Annotated in this window: 10 protein-coding genes; 6 read left to right on the forward strand and 4 right to left on the reverse strand. The window is 35.3% G+C overall.

Annotation, left to right across the window (positions count from 1 at the left end; all coding sequences use genetic code 11):
• Positions 1-80: 80 nt before the first annotated feature.
• From EZJ43_RS11300 to EZJ43_RS11310, 3 genes are read left to right on the forward strand one after another with little or no spacing between them, the layout of a single operon-like run.
• A complete protein-coding gene (locus EZJ43_RS11300) occupies positions 81-650 on the forward strand; it encodes an outer membrane beta-barrel protein (RefSeq protein ID WP_133262823.1) in 570 nt (189 codons plus the stop codon).
• 8 nt (positions 651-658) lie between these two features.
• The gene (locus EZJ43_RS11305) at positions 659-1,393 is read left to right on the forward strand and encodes an AcvB/VirJ family lysyl-phosphatidylglycerol hydrolase (RefSeq protein WP_133262824.1); all 735 of its coding nucleotides are present in this window, start codon (positions 659-661) and stop codon (positions 1,391-1,393) included.
• Positions 1,394-1,396: 3 nt separating this feature from the next.
• Entirely contained in the window at positions 1,397-2,080 is a 684-nt protein-coding gene (locus EZJ43_RS11310; protein ID WP_133262825.1) for an AcvB/VirJ family lysyl-phosphatidylglycerol hydrolase, read from the forward strand.
• Between the two features lie 279 nt (positions 2,081-2,359).
• Here EZJ43_RS11310 and EZJ43_RS11315 read toward each other — a convergent pair whose 3' ends face one another.
• Positions 2,360-4,945 (reverse strand): phosphatidylglycerol lysyltransferase domain-containing protein, encoded by a 2,586-nt coding sequence (locus tag EZJ43_RS11315; RefSeq protein ID WP_133262826.1) that lies wholly within the window; start codon positions 4,943-4,945, stop codon positions 2,360-2,362.
• A 303-nt stretch (positions 4,946-5,248) separates the two neighbouring features.
• Between EZJ43_RS11315 and EZJ43_RS11320 the strand changes: the two genes are divergently transcribed.
• Together EZJ43_RS11320 and EZJ43_RS11325 are read left to right on the forward strand one after the other, a co-directional pair.
• Entirely contained in the window at positions 5,249-8,074 is a 2,826-nt protein-coding gene (locus EZJ43_RS11320) for an alpha/beta hydrolase family protein (RefSeq protein WP_133262827.1), read from the forward strand.
• Positions 8,075-8,255: 181 nt separating this feature from the next.
• Complete coding sequence (locus EZJ43_RS11325; RefSeq protein ID WP_133262828.1) at positions 8,256-9,536, forward strand: nucleoside recognition domain-containing protein; 1,281 nt, start codon at positions 8,256-8,258, stop codon at positions 9,534-9,536.
• 3 nt (positions 9,537-9,539) lie between these two features.
• Here EZJ43_RS11325 and EZJ43_RS11330 read toward each other — a convergent pair whose 3' ends face one another.
• Positions 9,540-9,782, reverse strand: a complete 243-nt coding sequence (locus tag EZJ43_RS11330; protein ID WP_165953148.1) for a hypothetical protein — start codon at positions 9,780-9,782, stop codon at positions 9,540-9,542.
• A gap of 76 nt (positions 9,783-9,858) precedes the next feature.
• The gene (locus EZJ43_RS11335; protein WP_133262830.1) at positions 9,859-10,299 is read right to left on the reverse strand and encodes a PaaI family thioesterase; all 441 of its coding nucleotides are present in this window, start codon (positions 10,297-10,299) and stop codon (positions 9,859-9,861) included.
• 172 nt (positions 10,300-10,471) lie between these two features.
• On the opposite strand from EZJ43_RS11335, the gene EZJ43_RS11340 reads away from it, so the two are divergent.
• Positions 10,472-12,004, forward strand: coding sequence for a SulP family inorganic anion transporter (locus EZJ43_RS11340; RefSeq protein ID WP_133262831.1), 1,533 nt, complete (start codon positions 10,472-10,474; stop codon positions 12,002-12,004).
• Between the two features lie 108 nt (positions 12,005-12,112).
• Here the strand turns inward: EZJ43_RS11340 and EZJ43_RS11345 are convergent, their stop codons facing one another.
• A complete protein-coding gene (locus EZJ43_RS11345) occupies positions 12,113-14,620 on the reverse strand; it encodes a S9 family peptidase (RefSeq protein WP_133262832.1) in 2,508 nt (835 codons plus the stop codon).
• Positions 14,621-14,678: the final 58 nt, after the last annotated feature.

A 14,678-nucleotide genomic window follows, 5' to 3' on the forward strand; every position in this document is an offset into this window, starting at 1 on the left:
GCTCTTTTTTTTAAGGAAAATAAAATTTCAAACAAATGTTGCCAACAAATCATTATGTTTGAGATTACTAAACCTTTACCATGAAGTTTCTATTTATTGCGCTTTCGTTATTGACAACTAATTTCGTGCTTCGGGCACAAGAGCAACCGATAAAACGCAACACGCAATTTTCTATCTCCCCTGCTTTCGAGTTGATGAGATCTACCCATTCCAACTTATTCTACGCGCCATCTGTAAAAGGAAATTTCTTATTTAAAAATGGTTTCGAGCCTGGTTTTGGTATCGAGCGTTCGTCTACGCCAATACATCACGATAATGGTTATGTACTATATAAACTTAGATATTTGCCCATTTATGGTAACTTGAAATATAATTTTAACAACACTAAAAAATTTAGACCTTACGCAGAAAGTTCTATTGGCTATTCTTTTATAAAATACGACATTGCCGATGACCTTACGCCTAATAATAAATCGCAAGTAAAAGAAAATGGGTTGTACATTTACGGGGGTTTTGGATTGAAATATACGATAACAAAAAAGGTTAACTCATTTATTGGCGTAGGTTTTAAAGCATACAGAATTACTACGAATGATTTAGACATCAATCCGCATGGATTATCTTTTCAGGCGGGCTTTAGCTTTATGTAAACAGTTATATGAAGAAAATAGGTTGGTTGCTTCTCGTTTGTATCACCACCTTAAACAGTTGTGCATTGTTGAAGCGAAACCGCGTGGCAGAACATAACGGAATTGAAAAAGATGATTATGACCTCCCTATATTTTTATATCCGGTAAAGAAGAAACCATCCGTAAAGCGATCGAAAAAATTGGTAATTTTTTTAGCAGGAGATGGAGGTTGGATTAAGTTTGAAGACGATTTGGCGACAAAGTTTACGAAAAAAGGTTTTATAACCATTGGTTTCAATTCTAGAAGCTATTTTTGGAAAAAGAAAACACCCGATGAAACTTCGGAAGATATAAGTTCAATAATTAAAAAATATAGCCTAAAGTATAGAATAACTAAGGTTTACCTATGTGGCTATTCATTTGGCGCCGATGTGTTGCCGTTTGTATATAACCGGCTTAGCCCATTAGTTAAAAAGAAAGTTGTGGCACTCGAAATGCTTTCGCCTTATTGTACTACCGATTTTATGGTTCACTTTGCAGATTTGATAAACAAATCGAACGATCGTTATCAGTATAACGTAGATTCAGAAATTACAAAAATTAAAATTCCAATCTATTGTTTTTACGGTAAGGAAGAAGAGCAGAAACCGTTGGCAACTTTCCAACAGGCAAACTTTTTTTTAGGCCTTTTGGATGGAGACCACCATTACGACGAATCGGGTTTTGACAAAATTATAAATGTTTTTCACGTTTTGAAGAATTAATACATGGTATTTAAAATTAGTTTGAGTTTATTTTTGCTTGGAATTTTTACCCAAACCAATGCGCAAGATAAGGGTGATTTGTTAAAATTTCCTTTACATACGATGAACAAGAATTCATCATTACAACTTTTATTTTATGTTAGTGGCGATGGTGGTTGGAATAGTTTTTCGCAAAAATTGTGCGAAGAGCTTTCACAAAAAGGTTATGCAGTGGTTTGCTTAGATGCAAAAAAATATTTTTGGGAACAGAAAACTCCAGAAAAATTTGCCCAAGATGCTTCGGAGATTTTAGGCTATTATCTTAAATTATGGAATAAAGACGCATTTTCTATTGTTGGGTATTCTTTCGGTGCAGATGCTGTTGCATTTTTACCCAATAGAATTTCAAAATATCTTCAAAATAAATTAAAATCGAATGTCCTGCTCATTCCTTCGCCAACTACCAATTTAGAGGTAAAGGTTAGCGATATGTTTGGTTTTGGCACAGATGATGGCAAATACAAAATTCTCGCTGAAATTAATAAAATACAACCACCAGTGCTTTGTATTTTCGCAAAGGATGACGAGAACAGTTTAGCAACACAAATTAAAGGAGATGCAGGTTTAAAAAAAATCTTTTTACCAGGTTCGCATAAGTTTGATAACGAGGTGAAAAAAGTTGTACAAACTGTTTCTATGGGATTGTAATATCGATATGCCAAAAAAACTTATTAACTCATGCTTATTTTGAACCAAGAATTATTGCAACAGCACTTTAAAATTGAGACAATTATTAAAATAGTTGCATCAAAAAAAGATTTGTTTGTTTTTTGTATCTGGTTCTGTGAAATGATAAACGGATATTTCGCTTCGACTCTCGGACTTACATCTTTCGAGAATTAACAGAAACCATGCTATAACTTTGTTCGCTCTTTATGCCCAATATTGAATTGAGTTAACTCCATTATACTCACGAAAAAAAAAAAACTAACTTCCTTCTGAAACCCTTTTCAAAGCTTGTGGCACTTGTAGTAAATGGTAATTGTGGTTGTAAATTAAATATTTCTTTTGCCAACCAGGATTAAACTTCTCTTTATATTTTCTTAATCCTTTAAATTGAGCAAAAACCTTCAAATTTTCGTAAGCATACTTAATTGTTTTTTGAGTGATGTTAACGCCATCAATTCCAGATAATGGCGCCAATCCCATATTTACACTTGTAAAACCTTGCTCTTTTAAATAGAGAAAAGTTTTTGCAAGTAACATATCCAAAACACCATTTGGTGCATCCGTTTCTTTCCTAATCAAATCGTACGTTGCTTCTCCTGGCGCATAGTCTGGCACTAAATTTAAAAATGCATATACCTTTTCTTCATCATCCTCAATGGTTAGTACGGTTTGATTTTTTAAGATGGTTTTATCAAAAATGCCCTGTGTAAACGCTACCTCTTTTTGATCAAGATCTCTCAACCAATTATCAGATACGCGCTCTAGTTTTTGCAACAATCCCTCTTTTATTGGCGCATTATAAACTTTTAATTGAAAACCTTCTGAAGTTAATCTGTTTACAGCACTTCTGGTTGTCTTCATTTTTCCACCATCTAAAGTAAACGACGTTAAATCCAGAACAGCTTCCTCACCTATCGGAATCCATTTTTTACTTAATGATTTATAAAAATCTAACGAAGTTTCCGCAACCCGGTAATAAGCAGTTACAAAGCCATTTTCAGCACAGTTTGCCTCAAACTTTTCTACAATATCTCTTTTCTCTTCGTCGGTTTCGCCAACAGGATCTTCTAAAACGATGGCAAAGTGTCTCGTAATTTTAAAACTGATAAATGCCGTACGTTTTTCATTGAAATAAAGAATTTTATCGGGGTATGTTTTAAAATAATCCAAAGCAGAATGACCAAAAGTATCCACTAAAGACGCAGCTTCGTCGAAATCAGAACCTTCGTTGATGGATTTAGAGAAATAGGGTTTTAACCAGCTAATTACAATAAAAACAATAATAGTTCCGCTGGATATGTAAATTGATTTTTCGAAATTATTCCCAAAGCTTGTTAAAGGTTTTAACGCTTTGTCATCTATAAAAAAAATAACCTTCAGTACTGCCTTTATTGATTCGATTAAAGTAAAATCTAACCCAAAATGTTTTTTATCGATAAAATAGAAACCAATTACCCCATATGCAAAAACGGCAACAATAGCATAAATCCATACCAAATAATTAAATTGAATATACTTTGGGTGTGGTTTCAATTTATAATTAGATCGGGTATAATATAGTGTTGATGCAGCTAAAAAAGCAAACAAAGCATCTTCAAAATCAGCAGATTTTATAATGTGACCTACAATTGAGAACAAGCTGAGAAACAAAGCAATGTACCACGCTCTTTTTGATCCCTGAAGTAAAAAAATACTAATAAGCACCATTAGCAGTCCAAATATCAACACTAAAGCATTGCTGGTTACCACTAAATCTTCGGGGATTATATCCTTAATGAGCCTTAATTTAGTTGGTATTTTTGGTGTTAAGGAGGAAACCATATTTACTACCCCTAAAATTAGTATGATGAAAGCTGGTAAAACTCTTAGTAAAAGATTATCTTTCTTCGCAATAAAACTAATAACGCCTCCAATTAAAGGCAACCAAAACTCAAAAAACCTAAACAACAATGTTATGGTTGCTGCTGCAATTATTGGAAAACCAAACTGTTGCAAAATAAATGTTAGTGATACTTCTATGGTACCTAAACCGCGAAGAAAAGGCGAAGCAATCAATAGAATAACCATTACAATATACCCAATAATGGCTGCGGGCCAGCTGGCATTAAAACCAAGTGCCAACATGCAGATATATAAATGTATAATACCTATAAGTTCGATACCCATTGACACCAACAACGTAAGCCAAAATTGTTTTCTGCTGATTTTTTCTTCAATCATATCATCCAGAACTGCCGTAAGCGACGGTTTAATTTTAGATAACCATTTATATGCCCAACCTTTTTTGGATATCGAATAAATTAAGGCAATAAAAAAAATAGTTAACACGATTAAAAAAGCAAAGCTTACAATCTCTGTTATTCCCAAACTTGTGAATAATAAGGCTATGCCTAAAACAGGTACGGCAACTAAAACAACTGATAAAATGCCACAAAAACCAAATAAGGTAGATGCCAAATGGATTTTGGATTTCGATACACCTTTATCGATATCGCCATTAAAAAAAGCGAGAGAAGAAAAACCGCCGGCAGGCAAAAATATACTAATCAAATTTCGCTTTAAGAATAAGTTCGTGGCCACACGCAGGCTTAACTTAACACCCAAAGCTTTAAAACTATGCACATACATTTGCGCTTGTGCTAAAACGTAAAGTATAGTTAAAATTATGCCTATAAAAATGTATATGGGTATGGTTGATGACAGTTGCTGCTTAATTTGCAAAACTTCTAAATGTTCTTCGTGTACGAAAAACAAAACCATTCCCAACATGAAAATCGCCAAAAAGAATTGCCAGAAAAATTTGTTGTAAACTAACTTTGATAAAAAAGATGTGGCTTTATGCATATAAAAGTTGAAATATTTTTGTAGCCTCGGCGCGTTTGGTCAAAAAAGTTAATTATTTAATAAATTATTTCCACCTATATGTGGTTTCAAACTAACTATATGCCTCAAATTGAGTTATCAATAAACGATTAGTTACGGGCTTAAACAATCGTAAAAGTAAAAATTAAATCCGTTCTATTTTAAAAAATATTAGAGATTAATTTTGCTCGCATTTGTAATATTTGGCATACAAGTTTTTAAATGCGCAATTTTTTTTCAATTTTTAGATGTTGGAACTATCCAATTAATTTAAATATTCACAAAATGCAGAAAGGACTTTTCATTCTTTTATTATTTACGGTACGAATAACTTTCGCACAGAAAAAACCGCTAGATCATACGGTTTATGATGCATGGCAAAGTGTAAGCAGTAAACAATTAGCTAACAACGGTTTATGGGCAGCGTACAATATAAATGTACAACAAGGCGATTCGACATTATACCTTGCCAACCTTAAAAGTGGTAATAAAATTATTGTGCCTAGAGCGATTAAAAATCAATTTACAAACGACTCAAAGTTTGCAGCATTTATCATTCGCCCTTTTTATGCAACATTAAGGGAGGCAAAAATAAAAAAGAAAAAAGCAGACGATTTACCGAAAGATACTTTAGGCTTAATTAACCTTACCAATGCCAACATCACCAAAGTTGCCCGAGTTAAATCGTTCAAGTTTCCTGAAAATGGTTTTGGATACATGGCCTATTTAATGGATAAACCCGATACCTCAAAAACAAATAATCCATCACCAAAAAAAGATGGAGATTTCGCTGACGATGAAAAAGAATCTGCTGCATCTAAAAAAGTAGAAGGAACAGATTTAGTGGTAAAAAATTTATTAACCGGCGCCGATAAAACATACAAATTCGTTACCGATTATCTTTTTAGCAAAGATGGAAAATTATTGGTTTTTAGTGCCTCTGGCTCTAAAAAAGACAAAGCTGCACCACAAGGTGTATTTCTATTAAACACCGAAAAAGGAACTTTAAAAACACTCGTAAAAGGAAGAGGTTCATTTAAAAACTTTGTATTTGATGAGGAAAGTGAACATGTAGCGTTTGTAGGCGAGCAGGATGCTGAAAAGAAAGAAATCAAAGACTACAATGTTTATTACAATGCTTTAACGTTAGATACCGCTCAAACTATTGTAGATTATGACATGCCAGGATTGCCGGCAAAATGGTCGGTAAGTGGCGATGGTAAGGTGAACTTTAGCAAAGACGGAAAGAAGCTTTTCTTCGGCATTGCACCAATTAAAACAGCAAAAGACACTACAATTGTCGATTTTGAAGTGGCTAAAGTAGATGTATGGAATTATAAAGATGATTATTTGCAACCAATGCAACTAAAAAATGCTGACAGGGAAAGTAAAAGGAGTTATTTGTCCGTTATCGACATATACAGCAGCGACCCAAAAGTTATTCCCTTGGCAGATGTTAAAGTGCCCGATTCATGGTTGGTAAACGAAGGCGATGCCGATTTTGTTTTATCATCAACCGATTTTGGCAATAGAATTTCTTCGCAATGGAGCGGTAGCACTTTAAAGGATTATTATCTGGTGAATACCAAAACAGGCGTTCGTAAAAAAATTATCGAAAAACTTAATGGTTATGCATCAGCTTCACCAGCAGGAAATTACATTATCTATTTCGATGAAGCAAAAGGAATTTATTACACCTATAACGTACAAACTACTAAAGTTACACAGTTAAACTCAGGCGATGTAAAATTTGCCGATGAGTTAAATGATGTGCCAGATTTCGCAAAAGCTTATGGCATTGGCGCATGGACGGAAGGCGATAAAGCCGTTTTAATTTACGATCGTTACGATATTTGGTCTTTCTCTCCTGATGGAAAAGGCGAACCGAAAAACTTAACAAACGGTTTTGGCAGGGAAAATAAAATAACGTTTAGATATGAAAAAACCGATCCTGAAAGTCGTCTTATTAAGCCAAACGCGGTAATTTGGTTAGATGCTTTTAATAATTTAACTAAAGAAAACGGATTCTATCGGAAAAACATAAGCAGTAACAAAAGCCCAGAATTAGCTGTAATGGCAAAATATAAATTTTCTAATTTGGTTAAAGCTAAAGATGCTGAAGTTTATGTTTACGATAAGGGAAATTATGCAGAATCTCCAAACGTTTATGCTACCATCGATTTCAAAATTGAAAACAAGTTAACAAATACCAATCCTCAGCAAGAAAATTATAATTGGGGCACGGCAGACCTTGTAAAATGGAATACGCCGAAGGGATACCCATCAGAAGGTATTTTATATAAGCCAGAAAACTTCGATCCGAATAAAAAATACCCGATGATTGTTTATTTCTATGAAAAACTTTCGGATGGATTATACACCTATCAAGCGCCTGCACCTACACCATCAAGGCTTAACATTTCATATTTTGTAAGTAATGGCTACCTGGTTTTTGTACCCGATATTTCGTACACAACGGGTTATCCGGGTCAATCGGCTGTAGAATTTATAAATTCTGGTGTAGAAAGCTTAAAGAAAAATACTTGGGTAGATGCAAAGAAAATCGGCATTCAGGGCCAAAGTTGGGGTGGCTACCAAGTGGCTTATTTAATTACGCAAAATAATATGTATGCAGCCGCATGGACAGGTGCACCAGTGGTAAATATGACTTCTGCTTATGGCGGAATTCGCTGGGAAAGCGGTATGAATCGACAGTTTCAGTATGAAAAAACACAAAGTAGAATTGGTGCAACACTTTGGGAAAAGCCAGAGTTGTACATCCAAAACTCACCGTTATTTATGTTGCCTAAAGTAAATACGCCTGTTGTAATTATGGCTAACGATGGCGATGGAGCCGTGCCGTGGTACCAAGGTATAGAGATGTTTACGGGTTTACGCCGACTTGGAAAGCCAGTTTGGTTGCTAAATTATAATGGAGATGGACATAATTTAATGAAGCGTCAAAACCGCAAAGACATTCAAATTAGAGAACAACAATTTTTTGATTACTATTTGAAAGGGGCAAAAGCTCCGATTTGGATGACTGAGGGTATACCCGCAACAGAGAAAGGAAAATCGTGGGGATTCGAATTAACAGATGAGAAACCCTAGGCAGTTATCAGTTTACGGCGATTCTCAAAGGGATGCCTTTGGCCAATTTCTTAGTTAACGAAAAACACTATTTAAAAAGCGATTATTAATCGCTTTTTAAATGTAAAAACAATTTTATCCATAAAAAGCAGAAAATTGATTTAAAAAAATACTACTTTCAATTTTCAAAATTAAAAACTCAATGGCGTTAAGTAGAATTTGGTCGGGCTTTATTATTGTAGCCATTGTTGTAGCCTGTGTTAAATGCTTTTTTTTCGGCCAAACCGATCTTTTTAACTGGATGGTTATTGGCAAAGCCGATGACCCTGCAAATCCACTTAAATTGGATGGAATTATTGAAACTTGTTGGATAGCGGTTGATCTTTGTATTAAACTTGTTGGTACACTTGCGCTATTTATGGGTTTGATGAGTATAGCCGAAAAAGCTGGTGGAATTCGTTTACTATCCAAAATTGTAGGCCCTTTTTTCGCTAAGCTTTTTCCCGATATCCCGAAAGGTCATCCATCAATGGGACACATGATTATGAACTTTTCTGCCAATCTTTTAGGGCTTGATAATGCGGCAACACCTTTTGGAATTAAGGCCATGGAAAGCTTACAAGAACTAAACCCAAATAAAGATACAGCAAGCAATTCGCAAATCATGTTTTTGTGTTTGCATGCTGCAGGCTTGTGTTTAATCCCCGTAAGTGTAATCGCCATTAGGTCTGCTCAAAAAGCATCAGACCCAACCAATATCTTTATTCCTTGCTTAATTGTAACTTTTGCTGGCACTATGGCCGCCATGCTGATTGTTTCTTTCAAACAAAAAATTAATTTACTTCAGCCCGTTATTCTTTTATGGATTTTGGGCATATCTGCTATAGTTGCACTTTTAGTTTGGCATGTACACAATTTAGATACCATAGGAATCAAATCTTTTTCTGGCTTTTTAAGTGGTGGGATTATATTATTAATCTTTTTAATAATTGTACTCGGGGCACTGTATAAAAAAATTGATATTTTTGATGCTTTTGTCGATGGTGCAAAGGGTGGATTTGAAACCGCGCTAAAGATTATTCCTTATTTAGTTGGTATTTTGGTTGCTGTTTCCATGTTGCGTACCAGTGGCACGTTTGACGTAGTGATGTTGGGAATCAAAAATATATTTATGTTTTTTGGTGCAGATACAAGATTCGTTGACGCACTACCAACAGCCTTAATTAGGCCTTTAAGTGGCGGTGCCGCGCGAGGCATGATGGTAAGCACGATGATTACGAGTGGGAAAGATTCGTTTGCAAGTAATTTATCAGGCATATTTCAAGGCGCGTCAGATACAACTTTTTACGTAGTTGCCGTTTACTTTGGCGCAGTTGGCATTAAAAACACAAGGTATGCCATCGGTTCGATGTTACTGGCAGATTTAATTGGCGTAATTACAGCCATATCAATGGCCTATCTATTTTTTGGTAACGTAAAATAGTTCTTAAACTGATGGTTCGATTAACGATATTTTGCCAATAATTTGATCCAAAGCATCAGCATCAATTAGGGCGTGTTTGGAAGTGCGCCAAGTAGCCGATTTTTGATCTAACCAAATACAAAAGGAATGGTAACCATCTAAAACAACTGCATAAGTTTCATGGAAATCGTCTTGAATGCGCATGCAAAATCCATTAAAAATTTTGCCTTTAACAATAATTTGAAGTGGGGAATAAGTGCTCAACATGGTTCAATGATTTGGTTATAAGTAAAACAACCATCTTCATCGAAATGTTTTGTAGAATTTTAAATAGAAAACACAATTACCCTAAGTTTAACATATTCGAATATCCTTTAGCAATTAACCTTTTTTTGCTGGGCAGAGAAATTTCACATTGTAAATTTAAAATCGTTCTTCCTTTCTTAACAATTGATGTTTCTGCAATAACTTCATCGCCTTCGCTTGCTGTTGCAAAATAATCGATGTAATTATTTATGGTGGTGTAACGCTCATTTAAACCCATCGTAAAAACCGTTGCACCTATTAAATCATCTATAATTCCTGCCGTAACGCCACCGTGTAAAATTCCAAAAGGGTTAGTCATTTCTTTCCGAATTGTATATTTACAAACCATTATGCCATTTTCGGCTTTTAGTAATATAGGCGCAAGCCAGTTCATAAATGGCGAGGGCGTTGCATGGAGTACTTTTCCAAGTGATTGTTGTAAAACTTTAAGCCTTTCTTCACTCAATGAATCTTCCATTTTTAAAGATAAATCAAAATTTTAAATCCTAGCAATTATAAAGCTTTTTAAAACTTAAATTGAATGATTATACCCAATTAAAAGCATTTTAAATATCTTTGCGCCAATAATCGGCAAATTACCAGCACCGCTCAATTTCAATTTTCACAATAAAAATACTTAAAAAACCTTAATGAAGGCCTATTTAAACCTATTCGATTTTAAACAAAAGATAAATTACAAAACTGAAATTTTAGCTGGTTTAACCGTAGCGATGACGATGATGCCAGAATCGCTTTCCTTTGCCATTCTTGGCGGTTTTCATCCTTTAACCGGACTGTACGCCGCCTTTATAATGGGCATTGTAACTTCTATATTTGGTGGCCGACCAGGTTTAATTTCTGGAGGAGCTGGTGCAACAGTTGTAGTTTTAATTGCTCTAATGAAATCAAACGGGATAGAATATGTTTTTGCTGCAGTTGCTTTGGCAGGCGTAATTCAAATTTTAGTTGGCTTGTTTAAACTCGGTAAATTTATACGATTAGTGCCTCAACCCGTTATGTTTGGCTTTGTAAATGGCTTAGCTGTCATCATATTTATGGCGCAGTTACAACAGTTTAAAACAGTAGTAAACGGACAAGTACAGTGGCTTTCTGGCAATCCGTTATTTATAATGCTAGGTTTAGTGGTTTTAACCATTTCGATAGTTGTTTTGTTACCGAAACTTACAAAAGTTATCCCATCATCTTTGGTAGCCATAATTGTTGTTTTTTTATTGGTTTTAGTTTTTAATATTGATACCAAGACCGTTAAAGATATTGCTTCGGTAAGTGGGCACTTCCCTCCTTTTCATATTCCTGCAATTCCTTTTACTTTTGATGCGTTGAAGATTATTTTTCCTTATGCGCTTATTATGGCAGGTGTTGGCTTAACCGAGGGCTTACTTACGTTAAATTTGGTTGATGAAATAACTGCGACGAAAGGAAACAGCAACCGAGAATGTTTAGCTCAAGGCAGCGCAAACATTCTAAATGGTTTCTTTTTCGGAATGGGCGGTTGCCCGATGATTGCCCAAACTTTGGTTAATCTTTCGGCGGGTTCTCGAGCAAGGTTATCGGGTATTATTGCGTCACTTACCATCTTGGCGATTATTTTATTTGGCGCACCTTTAATAGAAAAAGTCCCTATGGCTGCGCTTACAGGCGTAATGATTATGGTCGCGATTGGAACTTTTGAATGGATGAGTTTTAAAATTGTAAATAAAATGCCCAAACAGGATGTTTTTGTTGGGATTTTAGTTGCTGTTATTACCATTTGGTTGCATAACCTTGCTTTAGCCGTACTAATCGGTGTAATTATTTCCGCTTTAGTATTTGCTTGGGAAAGCGCTAAAAGGATTAGGGCCAAAAAATACATTGATGTAAATGGCATAAAACATTATGAAATTTACGGTCCACTATTTTTCGGATCGGTAGTTGCTTTTAATGATAAATTCGAGATTGAAACTGATCCCGATGAAGTTATCATTGATTTTAAAGATAGTCGCGTGGCAGATATGTCGGGCATTGAGGCGCTAAACAAACTGACCGAAAAATATAAAATTGCTGGCAAAAAACTACACTTAAGGCATTTAAGTGAAGATTGTAGCTTGTTGCTTAAAAATGCAAGTGATGTTATTGAAGTAAATATTATCGAAGATCCAAATTATCAAGTTGCGATACATTAATGTTTCAAGTCATGGGATGTGGAAGTCCGTCGTTTAAGTCATCGGATGAACATTTACTACCTTAATACACTTATCTGATGACTAAATTTTGGATGAGTTACCAATCAACTACTTTCCATTTTGCTCCACTTCCCTATCCATCTCCAAAATATCTACATCATTGGCATGAGAAAAATCGCCGATTAGGTATTTGTTAAAATGATCTGCAAGTTTCCAAAAAGCATATTCTGTCATATCGCCAAAAGCATGTCGTTGCCCAGGAATAATCAACATATCAAATCGCTTCCCAGCTTTCATCAGTGCGTTTGCCACCCGAATGGTATTTGCAGGGTGTACATTATTATCAACATCGCCGTGCATCAATAACAAATGCCCTTTTAAGTTTTTAGCTATAGCTGGATTTTTATCAATATCGTATTTAAAAGTTGTATCGCCTTTTGCAGCTATAATTTCCTTTACACCATGATGCTTTTCGCTCCACCAACGGTTATAAATACTATTATCGTGATTGCCAGCGTTAGAAACCGCTACTTTGAAGAAATCTGGATAAACTAACATCGCGGCAGTTGACATAAATCCACCACCAGAATGCCCAGTTATACCCACTTTTTGATCATCAATAAAAGGAAATCTGGCAGCCAACTGCTCCACTGCTGCTTTTTTATCTGCCAAACCATAATCGCGTAAGTTACCGTAACCAAAAGTATGGTACCATTTAGAGCGCGACGGATTTCCGCCTCGGTTACCAACTGTTATTACAATATAACCGAACTGCGCTAAACGATCTACACGATCCATACTTTTGTTGAATGATTTATTTACAACCTCCGTTTGTGGGCCAGGATACACATATTCAATAATGGGGTATTTCTTATTTGGATCAAAATCAAACGGTTTATACATTACACCGTATAAATCGGTAATGCCATCATCAGCTTTAACCATAAAAGGCTCAGGGAATTTATAGCCGGCATTCATCAAAAGCGATAAATCTGTGGTTTCTAAATCCATCACTTTTAGTCCCTTATTATTGTACAATGCAGATTTAGGAACGGTGTTCACTTTCGAATAATTGTCTACAAAATATGTCGAATTATCATTCATGCTTGATGCATGATCAAAATTGCCTACATTTAACAGTTTCATATTCGAACCATCGAAATTAATGCTGTATAAATGCAAATAATAAGGATCTTCGCTATTTTGTTTACCATTGGCGGTAAAATAAAGCACCCTATTTTTTTCGTCGATGTTGACGATACTTTCGCAGTGGAAAGCACCTTTGGTAATTTGGTTTTTTAGTCTGCCGGTGCCATCGTACAAGTAAAAATGCGCCCAACCATCGCGCTCGCTCCAATGAATTAATTCTTTACCATCATTTACTAATCCCGGTCTGTTCACCTCTATATATGTGTTAAAACGCTCATCAATTAATGGCGTTACCACATCACTTGTGATATCAACCGTGCAAACATCAATGCGCTTTAAATCTCTACTGCTGCGAGAAAAATAAAATCTAGCATTGTTACCCAACCAAATTGAAGGTCTAAATTCATTGTCACGGTCTTTTACCAATTCTGGCTTACTCCATAATGAAACGCTCTGATCTTTAAAAGCCGCAACATTTATTTTTTTGTAGGTTTTAGCAGGAAAATCGAATAATAAAACTTCATCAATTGGTGCCTCGGCCTCTCCGGGCATTTGATATTTGTAAGTTTCTAAAGTTGGCCTGCCGGCGGTAACACTATTAATTACCCATAAATCTTTAACTTTTCTCGAATCTGTTCGCTCTAAAGTAAAATAGCGCGCATTTGGCGACCAAAGTACGTAAGCACCTCTCCGCTTTTTATTATTTTTTTCGTTTTCGACGTTATTTTCTCCATCACCATCACTGCCGTACGAATAAAATTTAACACCATCTTTAGTTAGTTGATGCTCCACAATCGTGCTATCCTCATCATTTTTTACTGCTTTCTTGTAATTTTCTTTGTCCATCCAATACAAATTATAATTACGAGAAAATATAATTGCCGATGAATCTGGTGCAACTGAACCCCAAGTTGGTTTGGCTTTAGGTTTGCTAAATTTCGGAATTTGAGTCAGTTTTGCAGAGGCAAGCTCATACTTAAAAGAAAATATTTTCTTTTGCATTGAATCTGCAGTCTTTTTATCTTTTCTGTCGAGCTTTAGTTCATCAATAGAACTTTTCAATTCGAATGTGATACTCTTTTCATCACTGGCAAATTTTAGGTTTTCCAAAGGTAAATGTTCGGCATCAAAAGCATCGCGCACAATTAAGGTAACATCTGCAGCAACTTTTGCGTTATCAAAAAGTAGTTTCTTGCTTTTTGCTGCAGGATCTACAAGATACCAGAATTTACCTTTCGGCGTTTCGAAGGTGTACCAAAAACGATTGCTCAATTTTAGCCAATGTGGATCTACAGAAATGGAGTACACCATTTTTTTAAGTTTATTTGGCGAAAAACGCGATGCCAATTGATAGTTTGCTTTTTGCTGATCGACAACATTTTCGGTAATTGTAAATGTTTTATTCTGAGCCAATGCAGTTACGGTAAAAAATTGGATGCAAATGGTGAGTTTAGTAATAATATTCATGACTAAAAGTTAGTGTGCTAAAGTATTAAATAAAGATTATTTAACACGTAATAAAATT

The organism is Pedobacter changchengzhani (genome assembly GCF_004354365.1).
Classification (GTDB): domain Bacteria; phylum Bacteroidota; class Bacteroidia; order Sphingobacteriales; family Sphingobacteriaceae; genus Pedobacter; species Pedobacter changchengzhani.